This is a genomic window from Streptomyces sp. NPDC088194, assembly GCF_040702025.1.
In the GTDB taxonomy this organism is placed as follows: Bacteria; Actinomycetota; Actinomycetes; order Streptomycetales; family Streptomycetaceae; genus Actinacidiphila.
In genome coordinates this window covers 1-17,784 of the sequence record NZ_JBFBIV010000133.1, presented here as the reverse complement: position 1 = coordinate 17,784, position 17,784 = coordinate 1, and the positions used below count along the sequence as shown (strand labels likewise).

Genomic DNA, 17,784 nt, shown 5'->3' with positions numbered 1-17,784 from the left:
GGTTACATTCCGAACCCGGAAGCTAAGCCTTTCAGCGCCGATGGTACTGCAGGGGGGACCCTGTGGGAGAGTAGGACACCGCCGAACAAATATTGGGGCCCGGCCTCGGATCATGTATCCGAGGCCGGGCCTTTGCCATTTGTGTGCCTGGGGTAGAGTCGGCCCGCAACGTCCGCACGTACAACGGTCCGCCGGCGCGGGCCGGCACACACGTACACGCACATACAGCAGGAGGGGCCCCGGTGGAGGTCCAGGAGACACGGGTGCAAACGGATCGGATCTTCACGATCCCCAACATCCTGAGTATGGCGCGCCTGGTCGGCGTTCCGGTGTTCCTGTGGCTGATTCTGTGGCCCGAGTTCGGCGGGCCGAAGGTCGACGGCTGGGCTCTGCTGGTGCTCGCCTTCAGCGGCGTGAGCGACTACCTGGACGGCAAGCTGGCCCGGCGCTGGAATCAGATCAGCGAGCTGGGGCGGGTGCTGGACCCGGCCGCGGACCGGCTGTATGTGCTGACCACCCTGGTGGGCCTGACCTGGCGCGGCATCCTGCCGCTGTGGATCACCGTGCTGCTGCTGGCCCGTGAGGTCATGATGGCGGTGATGCTGCTGATTCTGCGGAGGCACCGCTACGGCCCACCCCAGGTGAACTTCATCGGGAAAGCGGCTACCTTCAACCTCATGTACGCCTTTCCGCTGCTGCTGTTGAGCGACGGGAGCGGATGGCTCGCGAACCTGGCGACTGTTTTCGGCTGGGCGTTCGCGGGTTGGGGTACAACCCTGTACTGGTGGGCAGGGTTCCTCTATGTGGTGCAGGTCCGGCGACTTGTCAGGGCGGACGCCACGGCTGGCTGAGTCAAGAGGAGGACGTTTCCGACATGAAGGCGGTTGTAATGGCCGGCGGCGAGGGCACACGCCTTCGCCCAATGACATCGAGCATGCCGAAACCGCTGCTGCCGGTGGTGAATCGCCCCATCATGCAGCACGTTCTCAATCTGCTCAAGCGACATGGCCTCACCGAGACAGTGGTCACGGTGCAGTTCCTCGCGTCCCTCGTGAAGAATTACTTCGGGGACGGCGAGGAAATGGGCATGGAGCTTTCCTACGCCAACGAGGAAAAACCGTTGGGGACGGCGGGCAGCGTCAAGAACGCGGAGGAGGCGCTCAAGGACGACGCCTTCCTGGTGATCTCGGGCGACGCGCTCACGGACTTCGATCTGACCGAGCTCATCGAGTTCCACAAGGAGAAGGGCGCACTGGTCACGGTGTGCCTGACCCGGGTGCCGAACCCGCTGGAGTTCGGAATCACCATCATCGACGACGATGGCAAGGTCGAGCGCTTCCTGGAGAAGCCGACCTGGGGCCAGGTCTTCTCCGACACCGTGAACACCGGCATCTACGTGATGGAGCCGGAGGTGTTCGACTACGTCGAGGCCGACGTGTCCGTCGACTGGTCGGGCGATGTCTTCCCGCAACTCATGAAGGAGGGAAAGCCGGTCTACGGCTTTGTCGCCGAGGGTTACTGGGAGGACGTCGGCACGCACGAGAGCTACGTGAAGGCCCAGGCGGACGTCCTGGAGGGCAAGGTCGACGTCGACATCGACGGCTTCGAGATCTCGCCCGGCGTGTGGGTCGCCGAAGGCGCGGAGGTCCACCCCGACGCGATACTGCGCGGACCGCTCTACATCGGCGACTACGCGAAGGTGGAGGCCGGCGCGGAGATCCGCGAGCACAGCGTCATCGGCTCCAACGTCGTGGTGAAGACCGGGGCGTTCCTGCACAAGGCGGTGATCGCGGACAACGTGTACGTCGGTCCGCAGACGAACCTGCGCGGCTGCGTCATCGGGAAGAACACCGACGTGATGCGCGCCGCCCGGATCGACGAGGGCGCGGTCATCGGCGACGAGTGCCTGATCGGCGAAGAGTCGATCATCGCGGGCACCGTCCGGGTGTACCCGTTCAAGACCGTCGAGGCCGGTGCGTTCGTCAACACCTCGGTGATCTGGGAGTCCCGCGGCCAGGCGCACCTGTTCGGCGCCCGCGGCGTCTCCGGCATCCTGAACGTGGAGATCACCCCGGAGCTGGCGGTACGACTCGCGGGCGCGTACGCGACGACGCTGAAGAAGGGCGCGACGGTCACCACGGCGCGCGACCACTCCCGTGGCGCTCGCGCGCTGAAGCGGGCGGTGATCTCGGCGCTCCAGGCCAGCGCGATCGACGTCCGCGATCTGGAGAACGTACCGATGCCGGTGGCCCGGCAGCAGACCGCGCGCGGCAGCGCGGGCGGCATCATGATCAGGACCAGTCCGGGGCGGCCTGACTCGCTGGACATCATGTTCTTCGACGAGCGCGGCGCCGACCTGTCCGGGGCGGGGCAGCGCAAGCTCGACCGGGTGTTCTCGCGTCAGGAGTACCGCAGGGCGTTCCCGGGCGAGATCGGTGACCTGACCTTCCCCGCGACGGTCTTCGACTCGTACACCGGCGCGCTGCTGCGGGCCGTGGACATCACCGGGATCGCCGACGCCGGGCTGAAGGTCGTGGTGGACGCGGCCAACGGCAGCGCGGGCCTGGTGCTGCCGAGCCTGCTCGGCCGGCTGGGCGTGGACGCGCTGACCATCAACCCCGGTCTCGACGAGGCGCGGCCGACCGAGACCGAGCAGAGCCGCCGGGCCGGGCTGGTCCGGCTCGGCGAGATCGTCTCCTCGGCGCGGGCCGCGTTCGGGGTGCGGTTCGACCCGGTCGGCGAGCGGATGTCGCTGGTCGACGAGCGGGGCCGGATCGTGGAGGACGACCGGGCGCTGCTGGTGCTGCTCGACCTCGTCGCGGCGGAGCGGCGCAGCGGCCGGGTGGCGCTGCCGGTGACCACGACCCGGATCGGCGAGCAGGTCGCCGCGTACCACGGCACCCAGGTGACGTGGACGACCACGTCGCCGGACGACCTGACCAGGGTCGGCCGGGAAGAGGGCACGATCTTCGGCGGCGACGGGCGCGGCGGCTACATCGTGCCCGAGTTCAGCAGCGTCTTCGACGGTTCGGCGGCGTTCGTACGGCTGATCGGCCTGGTCGCCAGGACGCAGCTCACGCTGAGCCAGATCGACGCCCGTATCCCCAAGGCGCATGTGCTGAAGCGGGATGTGCCGACGCCGTGGGCGGTGAAGGGCTCGGTGATGCGCCGGGTGGTCGAGGAGGCCGGCGACCGGTCGGTGGACACCACCGACGGTGTGCGGGTGGTGGAGTCCGACGGCCGGTGGGTGATGGTGCTGCCCGACCCCGCCGAGGCCGTCACGCACCTGTGGGCCGAGGGTCCCGACGACGCCTCCGCGCAGGCACTGCTGGACGAGTGGTCCGAGGTGGTGGAGAGCGCCGGCCGCTGATCCGCGCGCGGCCGGGTGGATTCGTCGACTCGTCGTTTCGTCGATCCACCGCTGAACGGCGGCCCGGCCGCGGCCGGACCGCCGTTCGCCGGTTGCCGGCCGGACAACGACCGGTCGTGGACCGACCACCGACCGGTCGCCGACCGATCAAGTGTCGGTCGGCGACCGGTCGGCAAACGATCGGTCTCCGACAGAATCCGCCGTGCTACCCGCCGGAATCGGTCGCACCGGGCGAACCGCGCGTCGGGAGGGGCCCGTTCGGGAGCGGGCGTCCCGACGTGCGACGATGTGCGGCATGCCGCAGCAGCCACCCGAACGGAGCAGCCCCGCGCCCGGGGCCGCTCCGCGACGCCTGGACGCGTCCATGTCGCTGCTGACGAACATCATGGAGCACAGCCTCGACGACGGTTACGCGGAGGCCGCGGCCCGGCGCGGGCAGGTCGGCACCTCGCGGCTGCCGAAGGCGCTGGGCGGCAAGTTGGGGCTGGCGGCCGGGCTGGTGCTCGCCGCGCTCGTGGTGACGCTCGGTGCGGCCCAGGCGCGGGTCTCGGCGCCCACCGTGGCCAAGGAGCGGCAGAACCTCATCGACCGTATCCAGACCGAGACCAAGAGCGCCGACGCCCTGCAGAAGAACGTCGACTCGCTGCGGGACACCGTCTCCGCGGAGCAGCAGGCCGCGCTCAAGCAGTCCGGTGGAGACGGCGATCGCCTCGTCGAACTGCTCGCCGCCGCCACACCGGTGCGCGGCCCGGGGGTCAAGCTGGTCGTCAATGACGCCAAGGAAGCCTCTGAAGGGGGCACTGGCGGCCCGCGGGAGAGCAGTGGCTTCTCCGACACCGGGCGGGTCCGCGACCGCGACATGCAGCAAGTGGTGAACGGTCTGTGGGCCTCCGGCGCCGAGGCGATCTCGGTCAACGGCGAGCGGCTGACGGCGCTGTCGGCGATCCGGGCCGCGGGGGACGCCATACTGGTCGACAACAAGCCGCTGGTGCCGCCGTACACGGTGCTGGCGATCGGGGACGGGAAGCGGTTGAGCACGGCATTCCAGAACAGCGCCGACGGGGAGTACCTGCACGTGTTGGTGACGAACTACGGCATCAGGTCGAGCATCGGCGTGCAGAGCGATCTCCGACTGCCCGCCGCGCCCTCGCTGATCCTGCGGTACGCCACACCCGACGTGCCCACGACGCCACCGAAGACGCCGTCGAACGGGAAGGGTTGAGAAGTGATCGCCGTACTTGGCCTCGTCGTGGGGGTCGTGGTCGGACTCGTGGTGCGCCCGGTGGTGCCCTCGGGCGTCGAGCCGTATCTGCCTATCGCCGTCGTGGCCGCGCTCGACGCCGTCTTCGGCGGGCTGCGGGCCATGCTCGACGGGATCTTCGACGACAAGGTCTTCGTGGTCTCCTTCCTGTCCAACGTGGTGGTGGCCGCGTTGATCGTCTTCCTGGGCGACAAGCTCGGCGTCGGCGCGCAGTTGTCCACCGGCGTGGTGGTCGTCCTCGGTATCCGGATCTTCTCCAACGCCGCCGCCATCCGCCGTCACGTGTTCCGGGCGTGACGAACGGATGAGCAACGAGCACAAGCACCGGCATGAGCCCGAGCACGGGCACGAGCGTGGGCGCCACGACGAGCACGCACCCGAGCACGCACCCGGGCCCGAGCACGCACCCGAGCCCGAGCGTGATCACCGACCCGAGCGTGATCCGGAGCGCGCGCACGACGACGGCTCCGCGCCCGCGCAGGAGCACGAGGACGGCTCGGAGCCCGCGACCGCACCGCGGACCGGGCGGCAGCGGCTGGTGGCCGGAGTGTGGCCGCCGCGGCTGACCCGCGCGCAACTCATCGTCGCGGTACTGCTGTTCGTGCTGGGCCTCGGCCTGGCCATCCAGGTGCGCACCACCAGTGACGACAACAACACGTTGCGCGGGGCGCGTCAGGAGGACCTGGTCCGTATCCTCACCGAACTGGACAACCGCGGCCAGCGGCTCCAGGACGAGAAACACGGCCTGGAGAACCAGCGCAGCGAGTTGGAGACCAGTTCGGACCAGGCCGCGGAGGCGCTCAAGCAGACGCAGGAGAAGGCCCGGCAACTCGGCGTGCTGTCCGGCACGGTGGCCGCCCAGGGCCCGGGGATCACGTTGACGGTCAAGGACCCGCACGGCCAGGTCGCGGCGGACTCGCTGCTGGACACCGTCCAGGAGCTGCGCGCGGCGGGCGCCGAGGCGATCCAGGTCAACAACGTGCGCGTCGTCAGCGACACTTATTTCACTGACGGAGCCAACTCCGTGCTCGTTGACGGGCACCGATTGGCCCAACCGTACGTCTTCAAAGTCATCGGCAACCCGCCCGATCTGGAGCCCGCGTTGAACATCCCCGGCGGGGTGGTGCAGACGTTGGAGAAGGAGCAGGCGAGTGCCGGCGTGGTCAGGTCGCAGAAGATCGTCGTGGACGCCTTGCGGCCGTCGAAGCAGCCTGACTACGCTCGGTCATCCCAATGAGGCGGGGGGTCGGGGACCTGGCCGGGTGCTGAGTGGTGGAAACTGTGAGTAGTGAGAGTTCGTCCTGCCCCACGGGCGGGTCTGCTTCTTTCAAGGGGAATCGCCCGTGAAGTTGTTTGGGAAGTTGTTCGGCAAGAGCGCCCGCCAGTCGGGCGACCCGGCCACGGCACGCCACCGCGCGCCGCGGAGCGGGGCGGAGGATGCGCGGGACGCCGGCCAGGGGGCCGAGCGTCCGCTGTTCCGCGCGGAGTCGCCGCAGCAAGGCGGCGAGATTCCGGGCGCGCCCGGCGTGGCGCCTGTTGACCACGGTTCGGCCCCCCGCATAGGTTTCGGGGAACCGTCGGCCTCGGACACGGGTGGTGAGCACGGCGTGCTGGTCTGCGGCAGGTGCGGGCACCGGAACGCGGAGGCGAGTCGCTTCTGCAACAACTGCGGCGCGCCGTTGCGCGGGACGCAGGGAGGCGCGCCCTTCGAGCGCCCCTCGGAGACCACTTCGACCATCTCGATCTCCAGCATCGAGGCGTACGAAGCCGAGGCGACCGGTCAGACCCCGATGCCGTCGCTCTCCCCGGAGGCGCAGGCCGCGGTGGCCGCGCTGCCCCCGGGGTCGGCACTGCTGGTGGTGCGGCGGGGGCCGAACTCCGGCAGCCGCTTCCTGCTGGACGGCGAGCTGACCACCGCCGGCCGGCATCCGCAGAGCGACATCTTCCTGGACGACGTGACCGTCTCCCGCCGCCATGTCGAGTTCCGGCGCGGCGCCGACGGCGTGTTCACCGTCTCCGACGTGGGCAGCCTCAACGGCACCTACGTCAACCGGGAGCGGATCGACGCGGTGCAGCTGTCCAATGGCGACGAGGTGCAGATCGGCAAGTACCGACTGGTCTTCTACGCGAGCCAGGCGGGCGTCTGACCCTCCCGCCGCCTGGTCCCAGGGAAGGTGTGCATGCCGCGAACGTCGGGCGGTGCCGGTGACGGCACCGCCATCGTCTCCGCCGGAGGGGACGGCGCCCTGCTGAGCATCGGCGCGGTGCTGTCCCGGCTGCGGGACGAGTTCCCCGAGGTCACCATCTCCAAGATCCGCTTCCTGGAGGCGGAGGGGCTGGTGGAGCCGCAGCGCACCCCCTCGGGGTACCGGAAGTTCGGTGCGGCCGACGTCGACCGGCTCGCGTACGTCCTGCGGGTGCAGCGTGACCACTACCTGCCTCTGCGGGTGATCCGCGAGCACCTGGACGCCATGGACCGGGGCGAGCCGGTCGCGCTGCCCCGCCCCGGCGAGTCCCGTGAGGCGCTGGACGGCTCCCTGGAGCCCGAGGAGCCCGCGCGGATGCGGATCGGCCGGGACGAGCTGCTGGCCGCCACCGGGGCCGACAGCGACGCTCTCGCGCAGTGGGAGTCGTACGGCCTGGTGGAGGCCGACGCGGACGGCGGCTACGAGGCCGACGCGGTGAGCCTCGGCCGGCTGATCGTGGACCTCGGCCGGTTCGGTCTCGAGCCGCGCCATCTGCGCGCGGTGAAGGCGGCCGCCGACCGGGAGGCCGGCCTGGTCGAGCAGGTGGTGGCGCCGCTGCGCCGGCACCGCAACCCGCAGACGCGGATACACGCCGAGGCCACCGCGCGGGAGCTGGCCACGCTGTCGGTGCGGTTGCACGCGGCGATGCTGCAGTCCGCGCTGCGGGTCCGGCTGGACTGACATCGAATCCGGCGGAATCCGGCGTCCGGATCACCGCCGGAATTCGGCCGGATTGTGGCCGGAACCGCTGCCGGGAGCGGCATCCGCGGGGTTGTCCGGCCCTTTGCGGCCCTCCCCGGTGAGCCGCGTGGCGGCACCTGGCGGCTGCCCGACTACCCAAACCCGGCGGGCACGGCCTAGGGTTGCTGTGTGAACGAGCTCGACGTTGTGGGTGTCCGGGTCGAAATGCCCTCCAACCAACCGATCGTGCTCCTGCGTGAAGTGGGAGGCGACCGGTACCTGCCCATCTGGATCGGGCCGGGAGAGGCGACGGCCATCGCCTTCGCGCAGCAGGGCATGACGCCTGCGCGACCGCTGACTCACGACCTCTTCAAGGACGTGCTCGAGGCGGTGGGACAGACGCTGACGGAGGTGCGTATCACCGACATGAGGGAAGGCGTGTTCTACGCGGAGCTGGTCTTCGCCGGCGGGGTCGAGGTCAGTGCCCGCCCGTCCGACGCCATAGCGCTCGCGCTGCGCACCGGGACGCCGATCTACGGCAGCGACGGTGTGCTGGACGACGCGGGGATCGCGATCCCGGACGAGCAGGAGGACGAAGTGGAGAAGTTCCGCGAGTTCCTCGACCAGATCTCGCCCGAGGACTTCGGGACCAGCAACCAGTAGCCGGCCGGAAACGCCCGGAAAGGCCGTCGGAGCCGTTCCGGGCGGAGTGTCCCGGCCTGCCCCCGATCGGGAGTTGGCGGGGCAATGTTGCCGCCATATGGCCATTCGGAATTCCGTTCCCGCTCTGCGATCGGATCAAACCACTCCTGGGGTGAATTTCACTCGGCGTGCCGAGCGTGGCGATCGTTGACGCACGTGTGACGACTGCCTACCGTCAGGAGGGAAAGTCCGGTGGCACGTGCGCGCGGCCAGCGGACGCGAAGGGACGGAGGGCGTCGTGAGAAGTACCGGCGACGGTTTGGCGACCGGCGGCCCGTATCCGGCCCGAGGGGCGCTCGCCCCGGCCGCGGTGGGTGCCGACGGCGGCCCACCTGCCGAGACGCCGTCCGAGCAGATCGGCTACCGGGGTCCGGCGGCCTGCGCCGCGACCGGCATCACCTACCGCCAGCTCGACTACTGGGCCAGGACCGGCCTGGTCGAGCCGAGCGTGCGACCCGCGTACGGCTCGGGCACCCAGCGGCTGTACGGATTCTCCGACGTCGTGGTGCTCAAGATCGTCAAGCGGCTGCTCGACACCGGCGTCTCCCTGCAGAACATCCGCACCGCCGTCCAGCACCTGCGCTCGGTCGGCCCGGGCGAGCTGGCCCGGATGACGCTGATGAGCGACGGCGCCACCGTCTACGAATGCACCTCGCCCGACGAAGTGGTCCAGCTGCTCCAGGGCGGCCAGGGCATCTTCGGCATCGCGGTCGGCGTGGTCTGGCGCGACGTGGAGACCGCGCTGTCCGAGATGCACGGCGAGCGTGTGGACACCGGCGAGACCCTGGTCGGCCACAACCCGGCCGACGAACTGGCCCGGCGCCGCAACAAGGCGGTCTGAGCGCGGCCCGGCGCACTTCGCGCGCATCGCGCATCGCGTGTCGTGTGATGCGGTGCCAAGCCGCGCGGCGCTGTGCGGTGGCTCGCTCCGCCGCCGGGCCGCGGCTGCGACCCGCCGTCGCCGTACACATGTACGGCCGATGTCGGTGGGATGCGGGACGCTTGGACGTGTGAGAAGTGCGCCGACGATCCTCCACCTGGACATGGACGCGTTCTTCGCCGCGGTCGAGCAGGCGTCCAAGCCGAGCCTGCGGGGCAAGCCGGTGGTGGTCGGCGGCCTCGGACCCCGCGGCGTGGTGTCGACCGCGTCCTACGAGGCGCGCGTGCACGGCGTCCACTCCGCCATGGCGATGGCGCACGCCCGCCGGCTCGCCCCCAACGCGGCGTATCTCGCGCCGAGGTTCGGCATCTACCGGCAGGTCAGCGAGATCGTGATGGCGTTGCTCCGCGAGGCGTCACCGTTGATAGAGCCGCTGAGCGTCGACGAGGCATTCGTCGACCTGGAAGCCGGTGAGCACGCCGACGACCCGCGGGCGGTGGCCCGGGGCCTGCGCGCCGACATCAAGGCTGCCACCGGCCTGACCGCCTCCGTCGGGCTGGCCGGCTCCAAGCTGCTCGCCAAGATCGCCTCGGAGAAGGCCAAGCCCGACGGCCTGGTGGTGGTCGAGCCCGGCACCGAGCAGGCGCTGCTCGACCCGATGCCGGTGCGCACCCTGCCGGGGGTCGGACCCGCCACGGCCGAGCATCTGCGCAGGGCCGGCATCCTCACCGTCGCCGAGATCGCCCAGGCCGGCGAGGGGGAGCTGGTCCGGCTGCTCGGCAAGGCGCATGGCGCGGGCCTGCACGCGATGGCCGCCGGTGTCGACAACCGCCCGGTGGTCGCCGACCGCGACGTCAAGTCCATCTCGGTCGAGGACACCTTCGACAGCGACCTGACCGACCGCGCCCATGTGCGGTACGAGATCGACCGGCTCGCCGAGCGCTGCGTGCAGCGGCTGCGCGGCGCGGGCCGCTCGGGGCGCACCGTCGTGGTGAAGGTCCGGCGGTACGACTTCTCCACGCTCACCCGCTCCGAGACGCTGCGCGCCCCCACCGACGACCCGGCCGTGGTGCGCGAGACCGCCCGCCGGCTCGCCGAGGCCGTCGACACCACCGGTGGCGTACGGCTGCTCGGGGTGGGCGTCGCCGGGCTCGCCGACTTCACCCAGGAGGACCTGTTCGCCCAGGCCGCGGGCGAGCGGGCGCTGAACGGCGACTCGGCGGAGGACGACGCCCCGCCGCCGCTGCCCAGCAGCCCCCCGCCGGCCCCCGAGCGGGCGAACCGCTGGCTGCCGGGCCATGACGTCACCCACGCCACGTACGGTGCCGGGTGGGTGCAGGGCAGCGGGGTCGGCCGGGTGACCGTGCGCTTCGAGGTGCCCTCGGACGCCGTGCCGGGCCGGGTGCGCACCTTCCCCGTGGACGATCCGGAACTCAGTTCCAGCGATCCGCTGCCCCTGGCCGCCCAGCGGATGCCCGCGGACCCGGACGACCCGCCGCCGGCCGGTCCGCCCGCAGGTCCGGACGCTGGCTTGCCGGCAGACCCGCCGGCGGTCCCGCCCGCGGACGCGGCCAGCGACCCGCCCGCCGATCCGGCTCAGTCGTCGTCGGCCAGCTCGCCGAAGTCCCCGGAAGGCGCCGGCTCCGCCCCCGACCGCGGCACGTCCATGCCGTAGTGGTGGTAGAGCTGCAACTCCTGCTCGGGCGAGAGGTGCCGGCCCACGCCGAAGTCCGGCGCGTCCTTGATCAGCGCCTTCTCGTACGGCACCCGCAGCTTGTCGCCGTCCAGCTCGCTCGGGCCGAGCGGCACGAAGGCGTCCCGGGTGAACAGGCCGGTGCGCACCGCCGCCCATTCCGGCGTGCCGGTCGCGTCGTCGAGGTAGACCTCGTCCACCGTGCCGATCCTCGTCCCGTCACGGTCGAAGGCGCGGCGGCCGATCAGGCTGCGCGGATCGATGTCGGTCTGCACGGTCCCTCCAACGAGTCCAACCAACCCCAGGCCCGCCGTCGTACGACGGCTGCTGACTCCTACCCAAAGCCACAACAGGGGCGGTGTCGACTCGGCACCTGTTCCGATCCGTGTTCGGATCACGCTGGTAGGCTGGCAGAAGGCCGTTGACCCCGTGCGGGAGAGTCCTCCAAGAACCCGTCTGGTGGCGGGTGGCGGAAGGCGCCGAAGGAGCAAATCCTCCCCGGAATCTCTCAGGCATCCGTACCGCTCGGGTGAGGTCACTCTGGAAAGCAGGACCTGTCCCGGAAGCAGCGCGGCCGCCGGGCGCGTCCTCACCGACGGTGAAAGCCGCCCTGTGGGCCGGGGCGGTGAAGCTCTCAGGTTCTGATGACAGAGGGGGAGGCCGTACGGGTGCCTTGGCGGCACCCCCGAAGGTCGTTGCAGACCAGGAGGCCCCCGAAGATGAGTGACCGCCGCAATTCCCTCGCCGAGCTGGAAGCCGGCCGGCCGTTCGCCCGCCGCCACATCGGCCCCGACGCCGAGGCGCAGGCCAAGATGCTCGCCCAGGTCGGCTACGGCTCGCTGGACGAACTGACGGGCGCCGCCGTACCCGAGACCATCAAGAGCACCGAGGCGCTCGGTCTGCCCGCCGCCGTCACGGAGGCCGAGGCGCTCGCCGAGCTGCGCGCGCTCGCCGACCGCAACCAGGTGCTCACGCCGATGATCGGCCTGGGCTACTACGGCACCTTCACCCCGCCGGTCATCCTGCGCAACGTGCTGGAGAACCCGGCCTGGTACACCGCCTACACCCCGTACCAGCCGGAGATCTCCCAGGGCCGGCTCGAAGCGCTGCTGAACTTCCAGACCGTCGTCGCCGACCTCACCGGCCTGCCCACCTCCGGGGCCTCCCTGCTGGACGAGGGCACCGCGGCCGCCGAGGCGATGGCGCTGTCCCGCCGGGTCGGCAAGGTCAAGAACGGCGTCTTCCTGGTCGACGCCGACACCTTCCCGCAGACCCTCGCGGTGATCCGGACCCGCGCCGAACCGACCGGCGTCGAGGTCGTCACCGCCGACCTGTCGGCCGGCATCCCCGCCGACGTCGCCGAGCGCGGCGTCACCGGCGTGCTGCTGCAGTACCCCGGCGCCTCGGGCGCCGTCCGCGACCTGCGGCCGGTCATCGAGCAGGCGCACGACCTCGGCGCGATCGTCACCGTGGCCGCCGACCTGCTCGCGCTCACCCTGCTCACCTCGCCCGGCGACCTCGGCGCGGACATCGCGGTCGGCACCACCCAGCGGTTCGGCGTCCCGATGGCCTTCGGCGGCCCGCACGCCGGCTACATGGCCGTCCGCGACTCCTACGCCCGCAACCTGCCCGGCCGGCTCGTCGGCGTCTCGGTCGACGCCGACGGCGACACCGCCTTCCGGCTGGCGCTCCAGACCCGCGAGCAGCACATCCGCCGGGAGAAGGCCACCAGCAACATCTGCACCGCCCAGGTGCTGCTCGCCGTGATGGCCGGCATGTACGCCGTCTACCACGGGCCCGACGGGCTGGCCGCCATCGCGCGCCGCACCCACCGCTACGCCGCGGTGCTCGCCGCGGGCCTGCGCGCGGCCGGCGTCGAGCTCGTCGAGGACGCGTACTTCGACACGCTGACCGCCCACGTGCCCGGCCGGGCCGCCGAGGTCGTGGCCGCCGCGCGCGCCGCCGGCGTCAACCTGCGGCTGACCGACGCCGACCACGTCGGCATCGCCTGCGACGAGACCACCGACCGCGCCGCGCTCAGCTCGGTGCTCGCCGCCTTCGGCGCCACCGGCGACATCGACGCGCTCGACGCCGCCGCCCCCGACGCTCTGCCCGACGCCCTGCTGCGCACCGACGACTACCTCACCCACCCGGTCTTCCACCAGCACCGCAGCGAGACCTCGATGCTGCGCTACCTGCGCCGGCTCGCCGACCGCGACTACGCCCTGGACCGCGGCATGATCCCGCTGGGCTCGTGCACCATGAAGCTCAACGCGACCACCGAGATGGAGCCGGTCACCTGGCCGGAGTTCGGCGCCCTGCACCCCTTCGCGCCCGCCGACCAGGCCGAGGGCTACCTCAGCCTGATCCACGGCCTGGAGGACCAGCTCGCCGAGATCACCGGCTACGACAAGGTCAGCCTCCAGCCCAACGCCGGGTCACAGGGCGAACTGGCCGGCCTGCTCGCGGTCCGCGCCTACCACCGGGCCAACGGCGACCTGGACCGTACGGTCTGCCTGATCCCGTCCTCCGCGCACGGCACCAACGCCGCCAGCGCGGTGATGGCCGGGATGACCGTGGTCGTGGTGAAGACCAGCCAGGACGGCGACGTCGACGTCGCCGACCTGCGCGCGAAGATCGAGCAGTACCGCGACCGGCTCGCCGTGCTGATGGTCACCTACCCCTCCACGCACGGCGTGTTCGAGGAGCACATCACCGACGTCTGCGCGGCCGTGCACGACGCCGGTGGCCAGGTCTACGTCGACGGTGCCAACCTCAACGCGCTGGTCGGCCTGGCCCGCCCGGGCCGGTTCGGCGCCGACGTGTCCCACCTGAACCTGCACAAGACGTTCTGCATCCCGCACGGCGGCGGCGGCCCCGGCGTCGGCCCGGTCGCGGTCCGCGCCCACCTGGCCCCGCACCTGCCCAACCACCCGCTCCAGCCCGAGGCCGGCCCCGCCACCGGTGTCGGCCCGGTCTCGGCCGCGCCCTGGGGCTCGGCGGGGATTCTCCCGATCTCCTGGACCTACGTCCGGCTGATGGGTGGCGAGGGGCTGAAGCAGGCCAGCCAGATCGCCGTGCTGAGCGCCAACTACGTCGCCAAGCGGCTGGAGCCGCACTACCCGGTGCTCTACACCGGCCCCGGCGGCCTGGTCGCGCACGAGTGCATCATCGACCTGCGGCCGCTGACCAAGGACACCGGTGTCAGCGTCGACGACGTCGCCAAGCGGCTGATCGACTACGGCTTCCACGCGCCGACGATGTCCTTCCCGGTGGCCGGCACCCTGATGATCGAGCCCACCGAGAGCGAGGACCTCGCCGAACTGGACCGGTTCTGCGAGGCGATGATCGCGATCCGCGCCGAGATCGACCGGGTCGGCTCCGGCGCGTGGCCCGCCGACGACAACCCGCTGCGCTCGGCCCCGCACACCGCGGCCGCGCTCAGCGGCGACTGGAGCCACCCGTACAGCCGTGAGGAGGCCGTCTTCCCGGCCGGCGTGCATCCCGCGGACAAGTACTGGCCGCCGGTACGCCGGATCGACGGGGCGTTCGGCGACCGCAACCTGGTCTGCTCCTGCCCGCCGCTGGACGCGTACGAGAGCTGATCGGCGCGCGGCGACGCGCAGGCGGGGCGGCGGCGCCTCCCGACCGGGAAACGGCCGGGAGGCGCCGCCGTGTGTCCGCAACCGGCCGAGTGGATGGCGCGTCTTGCACCAATGAGTAGCGCGAACGTGAAATACCTGCGGAATGCCGTCCGGGGAGCAAGACTGGGACCGGCCGCGCGAGAACGGGGGACCGAGATGAACCAGGCAGGCGACGCGACCGACCGCACCATTCACCTCTCGCAGCGAAAGACACCATTGACCATGTGCAAGCACGAGCCGCAGTGCCCTACCGCTGACAGCGCCGACCGTGAGGCCGCCCTCATCGTGGCCCACCACCCGGAGCAGGGCTGGAGCCTGCTGTGCAACGGGGTGCTGCTCTTCGAGGACACCGGCGAGATCCTGCCCGACGGGCAGATCATCGCACCGCACCGGCCGCTGGTCGCTACGCGCGTCACCACGGCCGCCTGAGCCGCCCGGCGAGGCGTCCGAGGGTTCCACGGATCGTCCGACGAGGCGTTCCACGGATTGTCCGACGAGGCGTCGGACCGGCCGTCCGGCGCATGACACAGCCGGTTCCCCTGAGCCTCGGTGCCCAGGAGAACCGGCTTCGCTCATGCCGGGCCGCCGGATACGGCCTCTGCGCCCTATGCGGCCTGCACGGCCCGCACTGCCTACGCCGGGGAGCCGGCCAGCGGCGGCGGGGCCAGCCACGCGCTCAGCAGCGGCGCGAGCTCCACGATCCGGTACACCCGGTGCGAGGCGATCCCCGGCGGTGCGGGCGCCAGCGGGATGACCAGGTCGGCCGGGTCCGGCTGGGCGGTGGCCGCGTCGGCCCTCGGCACCGAGTGCAGCCACAGCGCCATCATGTACAGGCTCGGCACCGACAGCAGGTGCGGCTGGTAGGTGGCCGGCAGCGGCTCCGCCTGGCGCAGCGCCCGCTCGGTCGAGGCCAGGTAGGGGCCTTCGGAGAAGCGCGAGAACACCCAGCCGTCAGGTGTCGCCACGGTCTCGCCCGCCGCGGCCACCCGGGACCCCGCCCTGATATGGAACCGCCAGCCGGCCAGCCGCGCGTGGGGCAGGCCACCGGGAACCGCCGCCGGTTCGAACACATGGACCGGCAGGGGGTGTTCGGCGTCCAGCGGCCCTTCCGCGGTGCGCAGGGCAGGGGTCCGGGCTTCCAGGACCGCAGTGGGAGAACTGAGCGCCGCCAGGACGCTCAACAGGGCTGGTGCGGGTGCTGGGGGGACAAGCAGCGGCATGGTGTTGTCGCCTCTCACTGGGAGACACGTGGTGCGGGCACAAAGCGGTGCGGGCGAGGAGCGGACGGCGCGGTCAGTACCTGGTGAGGGTTACTGCTCAAGCTCGCCCGGCGACGGCGGATACTCTGCCTCGTGCGCGGAGTTTATACGACGTGTGTTCGCTCCGTGTTTCATCTACTCGCTGCCAGTATTACCCGCAAGGCGGTTATCCGCCTTCTTCCCGAGGGGTCCGGCCGGCATTCCCGCAGGGTAGGGGGCGGATGCCGCTGATTTCCGCCCCGTACGGTCGGCCGGAACCGTGCGGTGGTATTCACCCCGATTTTACGCGGGAGCCCTGCGCCGAATGTGCCGCGGGAACATGCCCGCTGCCGGTCACTACGGCAAGCGTAGCGTGCACGCCGTGCTCCGGTGGGCGTTATCGATCATTTGGGTGGGCATCCTCCGGTGAGGACCGCGCGAGGAGGGACGCTTCGATGGGGGAGAAGGTCGTGGCCGGGGCGTTCGACCTGGCCGACCGGCGGATGTATCGGAACAAGCTCCAGCAGTGCCTGGTGGGGCTGGAGAGGCTGTTGGCGGAGCGGCGCTTCGACCGGCCGCGCAATCTCATGGGTCTGGAGATCGAATTGAATCTCGCGGATTCCGAGGGACTGCCCCGCATGATGAACGAAGAGGTGCTGGAGCGCATCGCGAGCCGCGATTTCCAGACCGAGCTGGCCCAGTTCAATATTGAAGTGAACATCGCGCCGCACCCGCTTTCCGGCCGGGTGCTCGACCGGCTCGCCGAGGAACTGCGCACCGGGCTCGGCTACGCCGACCGGATGGCCGGGGAGGTCGGCGCCGGCATCGTGATGGTGGGAATCCTGCCCACCCTCCAGGCCCAGGACCTGGTCTCGGCGAACCTCTCCCGCGCCGACCGCTACACCCTGCTCAACGAGCGGATTCTCGCCATGCGCGGCGAGGACATCACCCTCGACATCGGAGGCGTCGAGCACCTCGTCTACACCTCCGCCTCGATCGCGCCCGAGGCGGCCTGCACCTCCACGCAGATGCACCTCCAGGTCACCCCGGAGCGCTTCGCCCCGGCGTGGAACGCCGCCCAGGTGGTCTCCGCGCCGCAGGTGGCGGTCGGCGCGAACTCGCCGTTCCTCTTCGGCCGCGAGCTGTGGCGCGAGACCCGCCCGCTGCTCTTCCAGCAGGCCACCGACACCCGCCCGCAGGAGCTGCGGGCCCAGGGCGTACGGCCGTTGACCTGGTTCGGCGAGCGGTGGATCGACTCGGTGGCCGACCTGTTCGCGGAGAACCTGCGCTACTTCCCGCCGCTGCTGCCGATCTGCGACGACGAGGACCCGCTGCGGGTGCTCGACGAGGGCGGGGTGCCCCAGCTGCGCGAACTGGCCCTGCACAACGGCACGATCTACCGCTGGAACCGCCCGGTCTACCAGGTCGTCGACGGGGTGCCGCACTTGCGGGTGGAGAACCGGGTGATGCCGGCCGGGCCCACCGTCGCCGACGTCATCGCCAACACGGCGTTCTACTACGGCCTGGTCCGCGCGCTCGCCGAGGCGCCGCGGCCGGTCTGGCAGCGGCTGCCGTTCGGCGCCGCCGCCGCGAACTTCGACGCCGCCTGCCGCGACGGCATCGACGCCGTGCTGCACTGGCCGCGCCCGCGCGGCACCGCGCTCGCCCAGGTCGCCGCGGCCGACCTGATCCGCGACGAACTCCTGCCGCTGGCCGCCGCCGGACTCGACGGCTGGGGCATCGACCCCGTCGACCGCGACCACTACCTCGGCATCATCGAACAGCGCTGCCGGCTCCGTACCAACGGCGCCCGCTGGCAGGCCGACGCCTTCCACCACTTCCTCGGCCGCGGCCTGGACCGCCGGGCCGCGCTCGCCGCCATGACGCAGCGCTACCGCGCCATGTCCACCGAGGGCGCCCCGGTCCACACCTGGCCGATGCCCGGCTGAGCCGCGCCGGCCCCCCGACGGCCCGGGCCGTGTTTTGGAAGTAGCGCCGTCCGCCCAAAGGGCGGGGCCCGTGGCGTCTGGTGCGTGCGATCGCAAGGCGGAGGGTTGTCCTCGTAGTGG

General features: G+C 71.2%; 15 protein-coding genes, 1 rRNA gene and 1 riboswitch. Of the genes, 14 read left to right on the top strand and 2 right to left on the bottom strand.

Going from position 1 to position 17,784, the window contains the following annotated elements; genetic code table 11:
• The 11 genes from rrf to AB0399_RS37555 all read left to right on the top strand — a co-directional run.
• Positions 1 to 87: ribosomal RNA gene (gene rrf / locus AB0399_RS37605) — 5S ribosomal RNA — on the top strand; the annotation flags it as partial.
• A gap of 155 nt (positions 88 to 242) precedes the next feature.
• Positions 243 to 851, top strand: coding sequence for a CDP-alcohol phosphatidyltransferase family protein (locus AB0399_RS37600; protein WP_329362237.1), 609 nt, complete (start codon positions 243 to 245; stop codon positions 849 to 851).
• Positions 852 to 874: 23 nt separating this feature from the next.
• A complete protein-coding gene (locus AB0399_RS37595; RefSeq protein ID WP_328472483.1) occupies positions 875 to 3,370 on the top strand; it encodes a mannose-1-phosphate guanyltransferase in 2,496 nt (831 codons plus the stop codon).
• 286 nt (positions 3,371 to 3,656) lie between these two features.
• On the top strand, positions 3,657 to 4,592 hold the full coding sequence (locus AB0399_RS37590) for a DUF881 domain-containing protein (protein ID WP_366414337.1): 936 nt from the start codon (positions 3,657 to 3,659) through the stop codon (positions 4,590 to 4,592).
• Between the two features lie 3 nt (positions 4,593 to 4,595).
• Complete coding sequence (locus AB0399_RS37585; RefSeq protein WP_202237672.1) at positions 4,596 to 4,928, top strand: small basic family protein; 333 nt, start codon at positions 4,596 to 4,598, stop codon at positions 4,926 to 4,928.
• 7 nt (positions 4,929 to 4,935) lie between these two features.
• Positions 4,936 to 5,868, top strand: a complete 933-nt coding sequence (locus AB0399_RS37580; RefSeq protein ID WP_366414336.1) for a DUF881 domain-containing protein — start codon at positions 4,936 to 4,938, stop codon at positions 5,866 to 5,868.
• 64 nt (positions 5,869 to 5,932) lie between these two features.
• Positions 5,933 to 6,778, top strand: coding sequence for an FHA domain-containing protein (locus tag AB0399_RS37575; RefSeq protein ID WP_329373649.1), 846 nt, complete (start codon positions 5,933 to 5,935; stop codon positions 6,776 to 6,778).
• Positions 6,779 to 6,811: 33 nt separating this feature from the next.
• Entirely contained in the window at positions 6,812 to 7,558 is a 747-nt protein-coding gene (locus tag AB0399_RS37570; RefSeq protein WP_366414335.1) for a MerR family transcriptional regulator, read from the top strand.
• Between the two features lie 189 nt (positions 7,559 to 7,747).
• A complete protein-coding gene (locus tag AB0399_RS37565) occupies positions 7,748 to 8,221 on the top strand; it encodes a bifunctional nuclease family protein (RefSeq protein ID WP_328472493.1) in 474 nt (157 codons plus the stop codon).
• Positions 8,222 to 8,498: 277 nt separating this feature from the next.
• Positions 8,499 to 9,101, top strand: a complete 603-nt coding sequence (locus AB0399_RS37560; RefSeq protein ID WP_328472495.1) for a MerR family transcriptional regulator — start codon at positions 8,499 to 8,501, stop codon at positions 9,099 to 9,101.
• Positions 9,102 to 9,270: 169 nt separating this feature from the next.
• Positions 9,271 to 10,815, top strand: coding sequence for a DNA polymerase IV (locus AB0399_RS37555; RefSeq protein WP_366414334.1), 1,545 nt, complete (start codon positions 9,271 to 9,273; stop codon positions 10,813 to 10,815).
• Here AB0399_RS37555 and AB0399_RS37550 read toward each other — a convergent pair.
• Entirely contained in the window at positions 10,737 to 11,108 is a 372-nt protein-coding gene (locus tag AB0399_RS37550; RefSeq protein ID WP_329362226.1) for a PRC-barrel domain-containing protein, read from the bottom strand. The two genes, AB0399_RS37555 and AB0399_RS37550, sit on opposite strands and share 79 nt — an antisense overlap.
• Before the next feature lie 147 nt (positions 11,109 to 11,255).
• A riboswitch (glycine riboswitch) is annotated at positions 11,256 to 11,367 on the top strand.
• A gap of 185 nt (positions 11,368 to 11,552) precedes the next feature.
• Between AB0399_RS37550 and gcvP the strand changes: the two genes are divergently transcribed.
• Together gcvP and AB0399_RS37540 are read left to right on the top strand one after the other, a co-directional pair.
• Entirely contained in the window at positions 11,553 to 14,438 is a 2,886-nt protein-coding gene (gcvP, locus tag AB0399_RS37545; protein WP_329362224.1) for an aminomethyl-transferring glycine dehydrogenase, read from the top strand.
• 261 nt (positions 14,439 to 14,699) lie between these two features.
• Complete coding sequence (locus AB0399_RS37540; RefSeq protein WP_328472503.1) at positions 14,700 to 14,906, top strand: DUF5999 family protein; 207 nt, start codon at positions 14,700 to 14,702, stop codon at positions 14,904 to 14,906.
• 203 nt (positions 14,907 to 15,109) lie between these two features.
• Here AB0399_RS37540 and AB0399_RS37535 read toward each other — a convergent pair whose 3' ends face one another.
• The gene (locus AB0399_RS37535; protein ID WP_328472506.1) at positions 15,110 to 15,697 is read right to left on the bottom strand and encodes a hypothetical protein; all 588 of its coding nucleotides are present in this window, start codon (positions 15,695 to 15,697) and stop codon (positions 15,110 to 15,112) included.
• A gap of 473 nt (positions 15,698 to 16,170) precedes the next feature.
• Here AB0399_RS37535 and AB0399_RS37530 point away from each other — a divergent pair, with 473 nt between their 5' ends.
• Positions 16,171 to 17,664, top strand: coding sequence for a glutamate--cysteine ligase (locus AB0399_RS37530; protein WP_366414333.1), 1,494 nt, complete (start codon positions 16,171 to 16,173; stop codon positions 17,662 to 17,664).
• Positions 17,665 to 17,784 lie beyond the last annotated feature (120 nt).

What these genes read in the sequence shown, in the direction of transcription:
- AB0399_RS37570 (WP_366414335.1), top strand. Translation starts at nt 6,812, where the DNA reads ATGCCGCGAACGTCGGGCGGTGCCGGTGACGGCACCGCCATCGTCTCC.
- AB0399_RS37535 (WP_328472506.1), bottom strand. Translation starts at nt 15,697, where the DNA reads ATGCCGCTGCTTGTCCCCCCAGCACCCGCACCAGCCCTGTTGAGCGTC.
- AB0399_RS37590 (WP_366414337.1), top strand. Translation starts at nt 3,657, where the DNA reads ATGTGCGGCATGCCGCAGCAGCCACCCGAACGGAGCAGCCCCGCGCCC.
- AB0399_RS37580 (WP_366414336.1), top strand. Translation starts at nt 4,936, where the DNA reads ATGAGCAACGAGCACAAGCACCGGCATGAGCCCGAGCACGGGCACGAG.
- AB0399_RS37540 (WP_328472503.1), top strand. Translation starts at nt 14,700, where the DNA reads ATGTGCAAGCACGAGCCGCAGTGCCCTACCGCTGACAGCGCCGACCGT.
- gcvP (WP_329362224.1), top strand. Translation starts at nt 11,553, where the DNA reads ATGAGTGACCGCCGCAATTCCCTCGCCGAGCTGGAAGCCGGCCGGCCG.
- AB0399_RS37530 (WP_366414333.1), top strand. Translation starts at nt 16,171, where the DNA reads ATGGGGGAGAAGGTCGTGGCCGGGGCGTTCGACCTGGCCGACCGGCGG.
- AB0399_RS37595 (WP_328472483.1), top strand. Translation starts at nt 875, where the DNA reads ATGAAGGCGGTTGTAATGGCCGGCGGCGAGGGCACACGCCTTCGCCCA.